Annotated in this window: 15 protein-coding genes and 1 pseudogene; 8 read left to right on the forward strand and 8 right to left on the reverse strand. The window is 45.4% G+C overall.

The genetic code is table 11. The features are described from left to right. The 8 genes and pseudogenes from L4C34_RS04390 to L4C34_RS04425 all read left to right on the forward strand — a co-directional run. Window positions 1-237: integrase core domain-containing protein (locus tag L4C34_RS04390; RefSeq protein WP_428788140.1), on the forward strand; the 237-nt coding region annotated here is incomplete at its 5' end. A 473-nt stretch (window positions 238-710) separates the two neighbouring features. Next, window positions 711-962, forward strand: coding sequence for a hypothetical protein (locus L4C34_RS04395; RefSeq protein WP_428788141.1), 252 nt, complete (start codon window positions 711-713; stop codon window positions 960-962). A gap of 4 nt (window positions 963-966) precedes the next feature. Beyond that, window positions 967-1,449 carry a hypothetical protein gene (locus L4C34_RS04400; RefSeq protein WP_428788437.1) on the forward strand — a complete coding sequence of 161 codons (483 nt, stop codon included), beginning with the start codon at window positions 967-969 and terminating at the stop codon, window positions 1,447-1,449. Continuing rightward, window positions 1,446-2,282 (forward strand): hypothetical protein, encoded by an 837-nt coding sequence (locus L4C34_RS04405; protein WP_428788142.1) that lies wholly within the window; start codon window positions 1,446-1,448, stop codon window positions 2,280-2,282. The genes L4C34_RS04400 and L4C34_RS04405 overlap by 4 nt, the downstream gene beginning before the upstream one ends. A 130-nt stretch (window positions 2,283-2,412) precedes the next feature. After that, entirely contained in the window at window positions 2,413-2,976 is a 564-nt protein-coding gene (locus L4C34_RS04410) for a hypothetical protein (protein WP_428788143.1), read from the forward strand. Window positions 2,977-3,181: 205 nt separating this feature from the next. Beyond that, on the forward strand, window positions 3,182-4,111 hold the full coding sequence (locus tag L4C34_RS04415; protein ID WP_428788144.1) for a WYL domain-containing protein: 930 nt from the start codon (window positions 3,182-3,184) through the stop codon (window positions 4,109-4,111). Window positions 4,112-4,590: 479 nt separating this feature from the next. Next, window positions 4,591-5,289: pseudogene (locus tag L4C34_RS04420) on the forward strand (DUF429 domain-containing protein); the annotation flags it as partial. Window positions 5,290-5,927: 638 nt separating this feature from the next. Further along, on the forward strand, window positions 5,928-8,198 hold the full coding sequence (locus L4C34_RS04425) for a glycoside hydrolase (protein WP_428788432.1): 2,271 nt from the start codon (window positions 5,928-5,930) through the stop codon (window positions 8,196-8,198). A gap of 25 nt (window positions 8,199-8,223) precedes the next feature. Here L4C34_RS04425 and L4C34_RS04430 read toward each other — a convergent pair whose 3' ends face one another. The 8 genes from L4C34_RS04430 to L4C34_RS04465 form a co-directional block, all read right to left on the reverse strand. After that, window positions 8,224-9,057 carry a hypothetical protein gene (locus tag L4C34_RS04430; RefSeq protein WP_428788145.1) on the reverse strand — a complete coding sequence of 278 codons (834 nt, stop codon included), beginning with the start codon at window positions 9,055-9,057 and terminating at the stop codon, window positions 8,224-8,226. A 28-nt stretch (window positions 9,058-9,085) separates the two neighbouring features. Next, window positions 9,086-9,808, reverse strand: coding sequence for a hypothetical protein (locus L4C34_RS04435; RefSeq protein ID WP_428788146.1), 723 nt, complete (start codon window positions 9,806-9,808; stop codon window positions 9,086-9,088). A 28-nt stretch (window positions 9,809-9,836) separates the two neighbouring features. Beyond that, complete coding sequence (locus L4C34_RS04440; protein ID WP_489686356.1) at window positions 9,837-10,529, reverse strand: hypothetical protein; 693 nt, start codon at window positions 10,527-10,529, stop codon at window positions 9,837-9,839. A 21-nt stretch (window positions 10,530-10,550) separates the two neighbouring features. Further along, a complete protein-coding gene (locus L4C34_RS04445) occupies window positions 10,551-11,276 on the reverse strand; it encodes a hypothetical protein (protein ID WP_428788148.1) in 726 nt (241 codons plus the stop codon). 75 nt (window positions 11,277-11,351) lie between these two features. After that, window positions 11,352-12,098 carry a hypothetical protein gene (locus tag L4C34_RS04450; protein WP_428788149.1) on the reverse strand — a complete coding sequence of 249 codons (747 nt, stop codon included), beginning with the start codon at window positions 12,096-12,098 and terminating at the stop codon, window positions 11,352-11,354. After that, window positions 12,095-12,400 carry a hypothetical protein gene (locus L4C34_RS04455; RefSeq protein WP_428788150.1) on the reverse strand — a complete coding sequence of 102 codons (306 nt, stop codon included), beginning with the start codon at window positions 12,398-12,400 and terminating at the stop codon, window positions 12,095-12,097. Before L4C34_RS04455 ends, L4C34_RS04450 begins: the two co-directional genes overlap by 4 nt. Window positions 12,401-12,513: 113 nt before the next feature. Beyond that, window positions 12,514-12,975 (reverse strand): hypothetical protein, encoded by a 462-nt coding sequence (locus L4C34_RS04460; RefSeq protein ID WP_428788151.1) that lies wholly within the window; start codon window positions 12,973-12,975, stop codon window positions 12,514-12,516. Next, window positions 12,972-13,697, reverse strand: a complete 726-nt coding sequence (locus L4C34_RS04465) for a hypothetical protein (RefSeq protein ID WP_428788152.1) — start codon at window positions 13,695-13,697, stop codon at window positions 12,972-12,974. The genes L4C34_RS04460 and L4C34_RS04465 overlap by 4 nt, the downstream gene beginning before the upstream one ends. Between the last annotated feature and the right edge of the window lie 1,329 nt (window positions 13,698-15,026).

The following is a 15,026-nucleotide window of genomic DNA, read 5'->3' on the forward strand; positions in this document are numbered from 1 at the left end:
ACAAACGGTATCTGTGAACGCTTCCACAAGACCATATTGAATGAGTTCTACCAAGTGACGTTCAGAAAGAAGCTGTACGGTTCGATGGAAGAGTTACAGAAAGATCTGGACGAATGGATGGACTACTACAACAATCATCGTACCCATCAAGGGAAAATGTGCTGTGGCAGAACGCCAGCTGCAACCTTAGAAGATGGGAAATCAATCTGGGCTGAAAAAAATCTAGACCAGATATAACCTGACAGGCACCAAGTCAAAAGTGGGTAACTGTCAGATCAAGTCTGAGTTAGTACAGTTTAAAGGCGTCTTAGGACGTCCTTTCTTTTTTTAGGTGATAACGCACCTTTTTCCTGACAGAAATTTCGACCTGAAACACTTCATCCCCCTTAACTGGCATGACCAGAATCTGTATAAGAAAAATATTTTCCAGCTACTTCCTTTAAAAGCACGCATTGCCAAACGTGTCATCACCTATTCAATAATCTGATTTATAGGGCCTTTTGAAACTCGACTCATACAAATAGACGATACTATTGGATCTAATTGATCTTAATTTAAGATCTTTTAATTTCCATGATCAAATCAAAATGATTGCATCATGATTTCTTTATTGATAAAGTCCACACCCAGATGAGCGAGGGGATTGAACTGTGTCTTTTCAGTGGGACTTCGCGGATTCGACTTTACTTAATCAACCTACGGAAACGACCATGAAAAAACTCCTCGCCTCAGCGGCATTGACTCTACTTTGTTCTAGTTCAGCATTTGCATTTGGCTTGCCAAGCGCTGCGCCAAATTTAGATAGCTCACTTTCTGCCTTCACTCATGCTAAGGAAAACGGTAACACCAAAGACGCGTGCTCTAGCGCGAGTTTGATCATCAAAGCCTACGAGCTAAAAGGTGACAGCTCCAACGTTCAGAAATGGAAGTCGACGAAATCTGAATTGTGTATGGGGCAGTAATATCGTGAAAAAACTACTTTTAGCATCAGCCGTCATTGTTGGCCTGAGTGGGTGTGCTCAGAGCTACCAACCTAATGAATACAGCATGTCGGAATTGAACATGGTTACTCAAGTTGAGAACGTGAAAATTCTGAGAATCAAAGAAGTGGTCATCAAGAATGACACAGGAAAAGGCGGCGATGCTGGTGTCGGTGCGCTGGCAGGTGGACTGCTTGGTCAGGTCATTGGCCACAATAGTCTATCGACAATGATCGGTGCTGGAGTTGGCGCTGCCGCGGGTGGCATTACCGGTGCGATGCATAAAGATACGGGAGTCACCCTGACTTACGTCGACACCGACGGTGTGACGAAGAATTTTACCGAGATGGGAAATCCTAAATGGTTCAAGCGCGGTATGGCCGAGAAAGAAGTGGGATACGACAATCAGAAAAAAGCGCACATTCGCATCCATTACAACAATAAACCAGTTGAGGTAGCTAAAAAATGAAAAAGTTAATCCTTCCTGCACTATTAGCTTCCGTATCGTTTGGGGCAAATGCGACAACAGTTTCGATTAAAAATGTTGAGAACTTATCGAACGTTCGTATCAATAATGCCGCTGTTATCTCCATCCTAGAATCTGATCTAGTGAACTTGCCGAACGTCACTGTGGCAGATCGCCAAGACCAAAAGGATGTGTCTAGTGAGTTTGCTTTTCAGCACACGGGTAAAGTAGCGCAGTCTCAAATGAATGAATCTGGAGCGATGGCAGGCTCAAGTTTTATCATCGTGCCGAAAGTAACATACGCAGCTAAGACAGATAAGTCAGTGCACTTTAGTAATTTCACTGACCACAAGACGGCGATGACGATTGAACTGCAAATCAAGATGCTGGATGTGACAAAAGGCACGTTGGTGTATTCAAAGAACTTTGATGTTTCCCAAACCTATAATGGGACGGGAAATTGGACTGCGTTGATCCGCAAAGCGGCAGATAAATTGGTTTCTGACAGCACGTTTAGGTACAAGCTCGGTTCATTTAAACCGCGTCCAGTGGCAAAAATGGACTCAGTAAAATTTGTGGTCGCAGATGACGCGACTATCTTTGCGAACAATGTCTACGTTGGTACGGGGCCGACTACCTCAACGTTTAGAGATAACACCATATCAAGTGTGAAAGTCACCCGGCCGGGTTACAAAGACTGGGCGCATGACGTGAAGATTTCAAAAGGTCTGGTTATTCGAGCAACCCAAGAGAAAGAACCGAAGGCCGAAGCTCAAAAAACGGAAGACACCAAAGTTGTTGGAAAAGTGACAACGACTTATTCAGTACCCAAATAACAAACAGGCACATGCCGAAATTGTAAATGCATGAAGAAAGGGATGCCTTCACCGTATGGCGCGATAAGCGCGTCATTAGATCAACATGCTCAGCCATCATAAAGCTAAGCCAGAAATATAGAACAGAAACATGAATACTAAGAAAACGTTGTCCCTAGCTATCGTGCTTTTAGCGAGTACGTTTGTAACCAGTTTTGCTGCCAACGCTGCAGAAGAGATTCACTCATACGTTACGGGTGGTCTGGGTTACGCGAATAATTCGATGGCGGGCTCTACTTATAATCATACCGCGTATAACTTCGGTGGAGGCCTCCTTGCCGACACGTCAGTGGAACACTTGCAAGTAGGCGGAGAGCTAACCTACAACTATCTTGGTAACGAAACAGACTATTTTACCAACGGTTGGACAGTGTATAGCGAGTCGGTGGACTCCTACTCGTTAGATTTCGCTGGCGTGGCAAACTATCACGTCAACGACATCGCATACCTAATTGGTAAAGCAGGCGCTTCTTACCAAACGTTGGATTACGGCTTTACGACTGTGACCGATACTGTGCCTATGTTGGCCGCTGGGGTAGGTTTTAATGCGACATCAAAAACGTCTCTCACTGCCACGGAAACGGTGTACTTTGGTTCCGATGATTATACTGGGCAAGTGGCTAGTTTGATGCTCAATGTTAAGCACACTTTCTAACACTGAAAGGTAAGTTTGTACTAGAAAATGTGTTAAGAAAAATGCTGCCAAGGAAGGCGATTGAGCTTGCTAACCGAACGTACAGTTACAAGCGGGTAGTATTGAAAGGTGTCATCATGCAAACAATATGATGACATCGTTATGATTGCATATGGGGGTAGTGTCATTTATGCTTCACGACATAATAGAGATCGAGGTCTTAGTCATGTCTAATCACCGCCAGAACCCAGAAATGCCACTCAACTCAGAGCAAGAAGCTTTGTTGTTAAAGTTGCCGCATGCTCAAAGAGAGCGCCTAGCTTTTATTGATTTCTCTTTGGAGTTTATCGGAGAAATTTCTCGCGCTGAGCTGATCGGAGAATTTCAGGTGGGATCCGCGGCTGCGACCCGAGATTTTGCTGCCTATAAAGAGTTAGCCAAAGACAACATGCACTTAGTGCATCAAACCAAAAGTTACCATCGCACCGAGGTATTCATTCCGCTATTTGCTCACGATCCGGAAACGGTTTTGACATCAATGGCGCAAGAATCAGGTGCTGGCGCATCACAAGGGCATCAGCACAACGCGGTTTGCTTTGATGCGGTTCGTTTAGTTTCGCCAAAGCGGGCGATTATCAGCAGCTTGATGCGCGCAATTCACAGCAAGAAAGCCGTTGATTGTTGCTATGTGTCGATGTCTTCAGGGCAGGGCGAGCGTGTCATTGTTCCGCACTCTATTGTTCATAATGGCCATCGTTGGCACGTGCGTGCCTTTGACCGAGGTCATGGCGAGTTCCGCGACTTTGTTTGCACGCGCTTTTTAAAGGCAGAGGTCATAGATGAGTCAACCGAAGTGTCGGAGCAACGAGAGTTCGACAAACAATGGAACCGCATTGTCGACCTTGAGCTTATTGCGCATCCAGAACTGGCAGTTCCACAAGCCGTAGAGCTGGATTATGAGATGACAGACGGCAAACTAACATTAGAAGTCCGCGCTGCATTAGCCGGTTACTTACTACGTCAATGGAACGTGGATTGCTCTGAAAAGCACATGTTATCGAGTGACGTTCACCAACTTGCTTTGGCCAACCCACAAACACTATACGGCGTGACGAACTTAGCCATCGCACCGGGAGTGGAAGAGTCGATGATCTGAATGTGAGTGACGGGCAATGAGACATCGAAACGTGAGAATCATTTAATGCGCACCTATTCATATCTACTACAATTTACCCGTGCGGAGAGTTCATCATCGACTTACGGGCATGTTGAGTACGTGATGAAAATACGTGCATAAGATCATTTATTTTGATGATTTTCACTAAGTAATACCAATAGTAATATTATGAAAGTAAGATTTAAATTTTCATAATATTACCAAAGGCTTAGTCAATTAATCCTGCTGTCTCACTCAGTGATTTTTATTCTGAGGTGGCATCTTTGGCACAAACCTATAAACGTAAGCGTAATATGCTGCGCCTTTTACAGCAGAACTTTTCAGAATCTGTGTAAATCTAGTCGGGCAGAAATACCGGTTGTTAACCTTGCCTGTTAAAGGCGATTATTGATCTCGCATAGTCAATTTAACTGTTGTTGTGAGATGATGTCTCGAACTAAATATAGGCAGGGTAGAGCATGAATTACGTTGGTATTGATGGCTGCAAAGCCGGTTGGGTGGCTTGGGCGCTGAAAGATGAGCAACCCAAGTTATATATCAGCGCATGTTTAGAAGAGTTAGCTGAGCGTGTTGGGCCACAAGGCCATTGGCTAATTGATATGCCAATAGGTTTTAGCACACCAGAGCAACCTGACAGGCTATGCGATAAAGCAGCGAGAGCGATTTTGAAGGAGCGTCGTTCATCGGTGTTTACCGTACCTTGCCGAGAAGCCGTCTATTGTGAAAGCTACGAGCAAGCTTGTGAGATTAATGTGCAGAGGTTAGGCAAGAAGTTCTCAAAGCAAACGTGGGGTATTGTACCAAAGATGCGAGAAGTTGATGCCTTTGTACGCTGTCACGTAATTCAAAGTACATTGAAGGTTCGCGAATCTCACCCAGAGGTTGTCTTTACAGGGTTAGCGGGGCGTCCGATGTCTTTCAATAAAAAGACGACTCAAGGTCGGGATGAGCGCTTAGCCGTACTAAAATACTATGCACCTCAATGGTTTGAAGGACTGCTGCTAGAGATGGCAAGAGTGCCTCGTAAAGTCGCCGAGTTAGACGATCTAATCGATGCGTTTGTTCTCATGTTGAGTGCGATTCGATGGGATGAACTGATCAGTTTGCCCACCAACTCAGCCTCTTTCGAATCTGATTTTTCGCGAGAAATCGTGTATATCCACGCTAACGAACCTGTTGGTTTACAAAGTGCGATTCCCTTGAGTAGCCATTCTAAGGCCACAACCAAACCAAGAAAAAACGCGGATAAGAAACTCTCTTGGCCACAATTGTTAGCGTATTTACAATCTCAGGTTAGCTACGGTAACGTCACCACCTATAAACAGCTGTCTGAGCATTTTTATGGCCACCCAAGTGCGACACAAGCCATCATCTCTATGCTCAAGGCGGCGGTCGCGGATGATGATTCAAATGCAACTTGGACCAATCGAGTTGTTGGCGCTAGCGGCAATGTTGTCGACGTCAATGGGCAAAAGTCGCAATTAATCGCCGAAGGACTGCCAATGAAGAATGACAAAGTGATTTTAGGTAAAGGAACAAAAGCCCACAACCTATGAATATCGGCTAGTAGGTAACGTGATAGCGGACGTTGCTAGGGGGCTGCTTTTAAATCGCCGCGTATTACAGCCATGTCGACCAGTGTTGTTGATCCCTTTTTCTCTTTTCGTTGAAATTCACGCGTCCCTGACACCTTGTTTTCACAGCTTACATACGCTGCGTTATCAGTTTGGATCGCTAGGGTGTCATCACCTTAGCTTGTTGATATGGATTAATCATGGCTCGTTACTCTCTTTCTATGTGTTTGGTTTATAAAAAGTTGAACATGCGATTTATTGCTACGTTGTTTGCTATCTTGTGCTCAGTTCCAGCTTGGGCAGTGACTCTGCATCGTGAGGATGGGCAGGTTGTTTCCATCGACCCACAAACGTTGGCGACTGAGTGGGGGAAACTGAACATCAATGAAGCGCACCTGAACGTAGACGGCGCTCGCCAATCAGTAGCCGACTTAAAACAAACTAACCCACAGCAGGCGAGTTGGACACTGCTTCCTGCTAAGATTCATGTCGAGGCATCGTTTAAAAATGCGCTCACGTTAACGTTCGCATTAGATTCATCGCAAAAGCTCCAGCGTAATCATCCCCTCACGCTAGACTGGTATTTTCTACCGCGCCAGAGTACCAAAACCTTATTGTTGCCGTTTAGCGAAGGCATGAGAGTGCCAACCGACAACAAAATGTGGGCGAAATTTTTGGCGGGCAGTTATTCGCCATCGAATACCACTCAAGATCTTAAAATGCCGTTTTGGACGGCTCAAGTCGACCAAACTTATTTTACCTATCAATTAGTGACTGCGACGAACAATCAATTGCGCTTTAACGACCAAGATCCGAAGTTGGCAATGAGCGCATCGCACCAATTCACCGTGTTAAATCAACATCAGCCTTTGGTGATTCGTATTACTCAAGGTAAAACGATGCTTGCGGGGGCCAAACAGTATCGGCAGTGGCGTATTGCTCAGCATTTGGCCGAACCACTGAGCGAGAAAGTGCAGAGTAACCCGAACGTTAGCAAACTGATTGGTGCCAGCATGGTGTACGTTTTTGGTGGAGACGGCATTGCAGAGGCCGATGTCAAAGATTGGTGGGGGATCAAGCAATGGTATCTCGATAACTTGGCGCCTAAATCAGCCACCAGCGACGACCGAGAGCTCAAAGCTCTTGTGAAAGGCAAAGACTGGTTTAATCACTACGATAAACGTTTGTTGGTTAGCCGCATTAACGACACTCTAAGGATCAAATTCCCCTCTCAAGCGCCGACTCTGAAGAATGATTCAATCGAATCTCAGTATCGCGCTGCCCAGCAGCGTAAGCAGTGGCTGAGCGTGCATGCTGGTGTCTATTTGGCGCCAGAAGCGAGCTGGGGGCAAGCATTATCGAAAGGCATGGTCGAGAACCTGCAAACCGCTGGGCTGAAAAGGTTATGGATAGGTTTTGCGAGCTGGATGCCTGCTTTTTATCAGCCTCAAGTGGTCACCCAAGCGAAAAAGGCGGGGTATCTTGTTGGGGTCTACGATTCGTATAATACGGCCATTCCTAGGGGCGTGAATAATGACTGGGTGACGGCGCAACTGCCAAAACAAATGCGACAGCAATGCGCGATTGAGCAAGCAAGCGGCGAGAAAAAGACGGGCTTTGGTGGCAAAGGCAACTACCTAGATCCAAGCTGCATGCAGGATTACGTGAAAAAACGCATCGAACACGTGGTGGAATATGGCCACTTCAACAGCTACTTTCTTGATGCCGATGCCACCGCAATGGCGCGAGAAGATTACCGAGATAACACCACGCAAAAGCAGATGCTCACCGCATTTAATCAGCGGTTAAGTTGGACGGCCAATCAGCAACACTTAGTGCTTGGCTCTGAAGATGGCAACAGTTTAACCACTCAAGGTATTGCGTTTGCACATGGTTTAGAGGCTGTCGGGTTTGGCTGGACAGATCAAGACATGAAGAGCAATAGGAAGTCACCGTATTATCTAGGACGTTGGTATCCAGATAACAAACCCGATCGTTTTTTCAAGCCAGCGAAAGTAAAAGAGCCGTATAAAACATTGTTGTTTGCCCCGCAATATCGCGTGCCTCTTTATCAAACGGTCTTCCATGATGAGGTGATCAACAGCGATCATTGGCTCAGCGATAACCTAAAGTTTAGCGACGTCAAGAAAGAGCGTGACCTCATTGCTATGTTATATAACACCCCAGCAATGGTGCATTTAAGTCGAGATGAAGCGTTGTCGCCAACCAGCCCAAGGCTCAAACAGCTTAAGCACTATCAAGATGGCTACATGCCTATCCATAAAGTGCTGTGGAATAAACAACTGGTAAGTTTTCACTGGCTAAACCCACAAGGCACACTTCAGCAAACCAAGTTCAGCGATGGCAGCACAATCGCCGCCAACTTTACCAGTAAAACAGCGCACATAGGCAAGAGCTCTCTCGCACCCATGTCAATACTGGCCAAATTAAGCACCGGCCAAATACTGCACTGGCAACCAATGGGAGAGTGATCGGCCGTAACGTTTATAGTCTATATCAATGGACTTGTACTAATTCGCCCATCACATTAGCCGAGTCGCCTATATCGTTAGGCGACTCGAATCTTAGTGGAATAATGAAGTTAGCTTGAAGCTTGGCTGTGAGAGCTAAGCTCTTGTTTTTCTTCTTCCGATAAAGTTCGCTCAACGACGTTAAGGTATTGACGAATAATAGAATCAATATGTTGGAGTTGTTGCTACAGTTAAAGGCAAATGAATAGAGCCCTGCATTGTCTGTTTTTCTATATCCATTGAAGCTATACCAATATGTATCGATGGCATCGGCGTATCCAATGTCTGGCCCGTCGTATACATAGGGTTTATCCGTGGCCCAAGGTTTAGCTTTTATCTGAACCGTTTTCTCTCTCGAACCACGGACCAAAGCCATTAACGCAAACCCACCAGCGCCGACAAACGCAGCGGGACCGATGAAGATTGCCGCTAACGTACAGGTAACGGCACCGATGTAGCCCATCCAGCGATTGATTTTGTAGAAAATGTCGGGAATGATTTGTGTTTTGTGTTCAATTATACCTTTGGCAGTGATTTGCCCGTGATACTGTACATCAACACTCCCTAAGTGATACATGATTGGTGTCGTGATGAGTATTACAGGAATAAACGGCAGTATAGGGTCAAAGCTGTGAGATAACCAACAGAACAATAGCATCAAAAGTATGGTGCCTCCGGTGCCTATTGCCGTTAATAGAAACTTCACTTTTTCGCGTAAAAAGCAATGCCATTCGTAGATGACGTCAGCTTCCAACACAGTTTGGCGCTGCAGTTGTTTTTGTTCTTCAGTGGGGTTGGTTGGAAAGTCTAAGGTTGTCATAATTAAATAATAATCAATCGTGCAGTCGTCACTGGGGCTGAGCTTCTGGAACAGCAACTTCCACTATGCTGATATATTGGGTAATAACATCTTCAATTTCATCTCGAAGGTGCTCTGGGCAAACAAACATTATACTGTTTCGCCCAGCATTTGCGGTGCGGCGATACTCTTTGACAATATACCAGTGGGCTGTGATCTGGTCGGAATAATGGATACCGGGTCCCGTATCTCTATATGGCTTGCTTCGATCCCATGCTCTCGCGCTGACCTCGGTCGTTCTCTTTCTCTCCCCCCGAACCAAAGCCATTAACGCAAATCCACCAACGCCGACAAATGCTGCGGGGCCGATAAAGATTGCAGCGAATGTGCATGTTGCTGCGCCGATGTATCCCATCCATCGATTGATTTTGTAGAAAATATCGGGCACAACTTCGGTTCTGTATTCAATGATCCCCTTACTTGTAACTTGGCCACGGTATTCCTCGTCCACACTCATTAGGTGATATATCATCGGAGTCGTGATGAGAATGGCAGGAATACCTGGATAGAGTGGGGTAAAACTATTTGCTAGGTAGCAGTATATCAACACAACAAGGGCACCAAATCCTGCTCCAAATGCCGCAAAAAATAACTTACCCCCTGGACGAAGATAACAGCGCCATTCATAAATTACGTCTGAGTCTAAGACAGCTTGATATTGCTGCTGTGTTTGTTCTTCAGTGGGGTTGGTTGGGAAAGCTGAGATTGTCATAATTGAATAATATTCAGTCGTGTAGTCGTCACTGGGGTTGAGCTTCTGGAATCGCTACTTCCACAATATTGATATATCGGGTAATAACATCTTCAATTTCATATCGAAGGTGCTCGGGGCAAACAAACATTATACTGTTTCGCCCAGCATGTGCGGTGCGACGATACTCTTTGACAATATACCAGTGGGCTGTGACCTGGTCGGAATAATGGATACCGGGTCCCGTATCTCTATATGGCTTGCTTCGATCCCATGCTCTCGCGCTGACCTCGGTCGTTCTCTTTCTCTCCCCCCGAACCAAAGCCATTAATGCAAATCCACCAACGCCGACAAATGCTGCGGGGCCGATAAAGATTGCAGCGAATGTGCATGTTGCTGCGCCGATGTATCCCATCCAGCGATTGATTTTGTAGAAAATGTCGGGGATGATCTTTGTTCTGTGTACGATGATACCTTTGGCGGTGATTTGCCCGTGATACTGTATATCAACACTCCCTAAGTGGTACATGATTGGAGTAGTGATGAGTATTACAGGAATAAATAGCAGTATAGGGCCGAAGCTGTTAAATAACCAACAGAACAAGAGCATCAAAAGTATTGTAATTCCGGTGCCTATTACCGTTAATAGGAACTTATGTTTTTCGCGTAAAAAGCAATGCCATTCGTATATGACTTCAGAGTCCAAGACCGCTTGACGCTGCTGTTGTCTTTGTTCTTCGATGGGGTGGGAAACTAGAAGTCGTCATTCCGGTTGTACTTCGCGTTCAGCGAACTCAGTGACCTCAATATATTGGCGTACGATAGCGTCGATTTTGGGAAATAGTTCTTCGGGACAAGTATATCGCGCAGAGTTTAAACCCGCGTAATTAGTCCGATAATAATCTTTGACATAATACCAATACGACGTAATTGAATTAGCGTAGCGTGGACCATTGTCTTTAAATTCATACGGTTTATGCTCCGCCCACGGGATAACGTTGATCGTGATGGTCCTTTCTCTTTCTCCGCGAACCAAAGCCATCAACGCAAACCCGCCAGCACCGACAAACGCCGCGGGGCCGATGAGGATTGCCGCTAACGCACAGGTAACTGCGCCGATGTATCCCATCCAGCGATTGATTTTGTAGAAAATATCGGGCACAACTTCGGTTCTGTATTCAATGATCCCCTTACTTGTAACTTGGCCACGGTATTCCTCGTCCACACTCATAAGGTGATATATCATAGGAGTCGTGATGAGAATGGCAGGAATGCCTAGATAAAGTGGAGCAAAACTATTTGCTAGGCAGCAGAATATCAATACAACAAGGGCACACGATCCTGCTCCACATGCGGCAAAAAATAACTTTCCTCCCGGGCGAAGATAGCAGTGCCATTCGTACACTACTTTAGAGTCTAAGACCGCTTGACGTTGTTTATGCTTTAGCTCTTCGGTTCGGTTGGTTGGGAAATCTGAGACTGTCATCATTCTGGTGCCTTAAGAGGAACAAAGTAGTTGTTACGTAAGTCGAGTTTGGTCAACGTTGTTATGTTTGTGAAAATATCAGTTAGTGGTGCTATTTTCTCCTTCTTGAGCCATCGTTTCTTCGAGTGTGAGCTGCATAACGTTCAGGTATTGGCGAATGATATTCTCGATTTTAGGGTACATTTGTTCAGGACAAGTTAAGGAAACCTCAGATCTACCTGCTAGAGGAGTACGACGATATTCTACTATTAGAAATCGGTACGTTGTTATAGAGTTGGCGTATTTCATACGCGGGCCTGTTGCTTGGTATAGCTTTTGGTCGTCCCAGGGCATAATACTTGTTTCGGTTGTTTTTTCTCTCGAACCTCGGACTAAAGCCATCAATGCGAACCCACCAGCACCTACAAACGCTGCGGAGCCGATGAAGATTGCCGCTAACGCACAGGTAACGGCACCGATATAGCCCATCCATCGATTAATTTTGTAGAAAATGTCGGGGATGATCTTCGTTCTGTGTTCGATGATGCCTTTGGCCGTGATTTGCCCGTGATACTCTCGATCGACATTTCCTAAGTGATACATCATGGGAGTGGTGATAATCAACGCTGGCACAAACATAATAAGTGGCGTCATACTTTGTGATGCGATACAAAATATCACCATGATCACCAACCCAATCCCGCATCCTCCTAGAGTTTGAAACAGTTTACCTGTTTCTCGCATTAAGCAGCGCCATTCGTATATGACCTCAGAGTCTAAGACCGCTTGGCGCTGTAGTTGTTTTTGTTCCTTAGTCGGGTTGGTTGAAAAATTCGATACTGTCATAATTCTGGTGCCTTGAAAGGGACAAAGTTGTTGATGCGTAAGTCGAGTTTAGTGGGCGGAACATACCGCTTCTGACGAACGACGTCGCCTAAATCCCGAGGCGACTCGATCTCAGGTGGAATAATGAAGTTAGCTTGAAGCTTGGCTGTGAGAGTTAAGTTCTTGTTTTTCTTCTTCCGATAAAATTCGTTCACCGACGTTAAGGTGTTGACGGATAATCGAATCAATATGTTGGAGTTGTTGTTCATTACACGTAAAGGCAAATGAATAGAGCCCGGCATTTTCTGTTTTTCTATATCCATTGACGCTATACCAATATGTATCTATAGCATTGGCGTATCCAATGTCTGGCCCGTCGTATACATAGGGTTTATCCGTGGCCCAAGGTTTAGCTTTTATCTGAACCACTTTCTCTCTAGAACCACGAACCAAAGCCATCAAAGCAAACCCGCCAGCACCGATAAACGCAGCTGGGCCTATAGATTGCCGCTAACGCACAAGTAACTGCGCCGATGTATCCCATCCAGCGATTGATTTTGTAGAAAATGTCGGGGACAACTTCGGTTTTGTGCTCAATTATCCCTTTGGAAGTAATTTGGCCACGGTAGTCGAAATCTAGACATATTAAGTGGTAGGTCATGGTGGTCACTATCGCCGTCACGAAAACGAGAATGCTAAACCCAATGAAATCGCCGGTAAAATAATATAAAAGTAATGAAGCAATCGTCCCCATTCCGCAAGCCACAGCGGAAAAGAAAAATTTGCCCCCTTCACGTAGGTGGCAGCGCCATTCATAAACTACGTCTGAGTCGAAGACAGCTTGACGTTGTTGCTGCCGCTGTTCTTCATTGGGGTTGGTTGGAAAGCTAGAAGTCATCCTTCCGGTTGAACCTCGCGTTCAACGGGCTCTGTGACCTCAATATATTGGCGTACGATAGCGTCTATTTTGGGGAATTGTTCTTCGGTGCAGGTGAATGCTACAGAATATAGAAATGCATGCCTCGTTTTGTGGTATTGATTGATAAAATAGCATTGGGTTTTTACCGAGTTGGCATATGTAGTACCCAAGTTATCATACTCATAGATGTCATTTGTCGACCAAGGAATTATGTCGACGTTAGTAGTTTTTTCTCTCGCTCCACGTAGCAGCGCCATCAACGCAAACCCACCAGCACCGACAAATGCAGCAGGGCCGATGAAAATTGCAGCTAACACGCAAGTTACTGTGCCGACATAGCCCATCCAGCGATTGATTTTGTAGAAAATGTCGGGGATGATCTTCGTTCTGTGTTCGATGATGCCTTTAGCCGTGATTTGCCCGTGATACTCTCGATCGACACTTCCTAAGTGATACATCATGGGAGTAGTGATAATCAACGCTGGCACAAACATAATAAGTGGCGTCATACTTTGTGATGCAATACAAAATATCACCATGATCACCAACCCAATCCCACATCCTCCTAGAGTTTGAAACAGTTTGCCTGTTTCTCTCATTAAGCAGCGCCATTCGTATATGACCTCAGAGTCCAAGACAGCTTGGCGCTGTAGTTGTATTTGTTCTTCAGTCGGGTTGGTTGGAAAATTCGATACTGTCATAATTCTGGTGCCTTGAAAGGGACAAAGTTGTTGTTGCGTAAGTCGAGTTTGGCCAAGTCTAGCATTTCTATTGCATCGTCCATCGTTACGGGTTTCAAACGAGATTGATAAAAAAGGTGGCTTTTATGTTCTTGAGCAAATGGGTTTGACTGCACGGTGCTGGTAAATATTTCGACGTGATCGGTTGGTGCAATAGTGAATGGAAGGTTTAGGCTGAAAGTTGCGCTTTTCTGATCATCGATAGACCAAGTGCCACTTTGTATTTCTTGTTCAGTGAGCTTTCTTGGCTTGGCTTCGGCTTCAGCATTAGGATCGAAGCTCCAGTAGATTTCTTGCTCTTCGTTTTGGCGAGAAACGCGCACGGCAATCCCTACGGTTTGGCCTGCTCTTAATTGAGGGAAATGAAGTGAAAGAGCAAGTTTCATATGTACTGGGATTGGCGCATACGCTGGAATATCATGGCTTAAATCTGTGACAGACTCTATCACCTTGGTTTGAATTGAAGGCTTGCTGACTACCTGTAGCAGAGCCTGATATTCTTTTGCAGCGCTTTGGCCTTTCGGTGACTCCCCCCAAATGCTTTCACGTAACCATGTTTCGATAGGAGAGCGTTGCATGAAATTAAGGATTAAGCCTAATATCAAATATGGAACACAAAACCAGAATAGTGCGTCGGCGGCACTTTCTTCGAATAGAGTTTCGAGTGAGATATCTGCGCGATAAGATCTCAGAACTCGAAGAGATTGGTCGCCCCAGACTAATACTTGCCCCCCTAATGTTAAGGATTTAGCGTAAAGAAGTCCTTTCTCCATCATTGAATCTGCGCTTTTCGCTGCTTGCAAGGTTTGCCAGCCTTCCATTGCAGCGGCTAAGCAGCCTGCCATCGCGACGGTGAGAGAACGGTTGATGTATGCTTTGGCTATGGAATTTAATTCACCTTGCGCTTTTACTTTAAGTTGAGATAAGTTGTATTTTACAATATCTCCACCTTCATTTTTCAACAGCTCATATTTCGCCCCCGCAAACAAATCTGCTGTCGCATTCACAAACCAAGCAATACTGTAATCCAGTGTGTAGCGCTGGGTGGTGAGATCGATATCTGGGTCGGAGTCGATGGCCTCGGCAATATCGCATTGTTGTTGCACCACGTTTAACGCGTTGAGAAACACCAGCACAAATCCTAAGCCGCCCGGGGCGTTAAAGCCTTGCTCGACTTTGGCAAATAGATTGCTTTTAGTTCTTAGCGGCTGGCCATCGAAGCTGGTGAATAAGCGTGGACTATCTTTGATAAGCGCGTGTATTTTTCCCTCTTGCGCTTCAATGTGAGCT

It is taken from the genome of Vibrio profundum (genome assembly GCF_050337555.1).
Taxonomy (GTDB): Bacteria; Pseudomonadota; Gammaproteobacteria; order Enterobacterales; family Vibrionaceae; genus Vibrio; species Vibrio profundum.

Bases quoted from the DNA above. Each gene is read 5' to 3' on its own strand.
- L4C34_RS04395 (WP_428788141.1), top strand. From the start codon at position 711: ATGAAAAAACTCCTCGCCTCAGCGGCATTGACTCTACTTTGTTCTAGT.
- L4C34_RS04405 (WP_428788142.1), top strand. From the start codon at position 1,446: ATGAAAAAGTTAATCCTTCCTGCACTATTAGCTTCCGTATCGTTTGGG.
- L4C34_RS04410 (WP_428788143.1), top strand. From the start codon at position 2,413: ATGAATACTAAGAAAACGTTGTCCCTAGCTATCGTGCTTTTAGCGAGT.
- L4C34_RS04415 (WP_428788144.1), top strand. From the start codon at position 3,182: ATGTCTAATCACCGCCAGAACCCAGAAATGCCACTCAACTCAGAGCAA.
- L4C34_RS04425 (WP_428788432.1), top strand. From the start codon at position 5,928: ATGTGTTTGGTTTATAAAAAGTTGAACATGCGATTTATTGCTACGTTG.
- L4C34_RS04430 (WP_428788145.1), bottom strand. From the start codon at position 9,057: ATGACAACCTTAGACTTTCCAACCAACCCCACTGAAGAACAAAAACAA.
- L4C34_RS04435 (WP_428788146.1), bottom strand. From the start codon at position 9,808: ATGACAATCTCAGCTTTCCCAACCAACCCCACTGAAGAACAAACACAG.
- L4C34_RS04445 (WP_428788148.1), bottom strand. From the start codon at position 11,276: ATGATGACAGTCTCAGATTTCCCAACCAACCGAACCGAAGAGCTAAAG.
- L4C34_RS04450 (WP_428788149.1), bottom strand. From the start codon at position 12,098: ATGACAGTATCGAATTTTTCAACCAACCCGACTAAGGAACAAAAACAA.
- L4C34_RS04455 (WP_428788150.1), bottom strand. From the start codon at position 12,400: ATGGATATAGAAAAACAGAAAATGCCGGGCTCTATTCATTTGCCTTTA.
- L4C34_RS04460 (WP_428788151.1), bottom strand. From the start codon at position 12,975: ATGACTTCTAGCTTTCCAACCAACCCCAATGAAGAACAGCGGCAGCAA.
- L4C34_RS04465 (WP_428788152.1), bottom strand. From the start codon at position 13,697: ATGACAGTATCGAATTTTCCAACCAACCCGACTGAAGAACAAATACAA.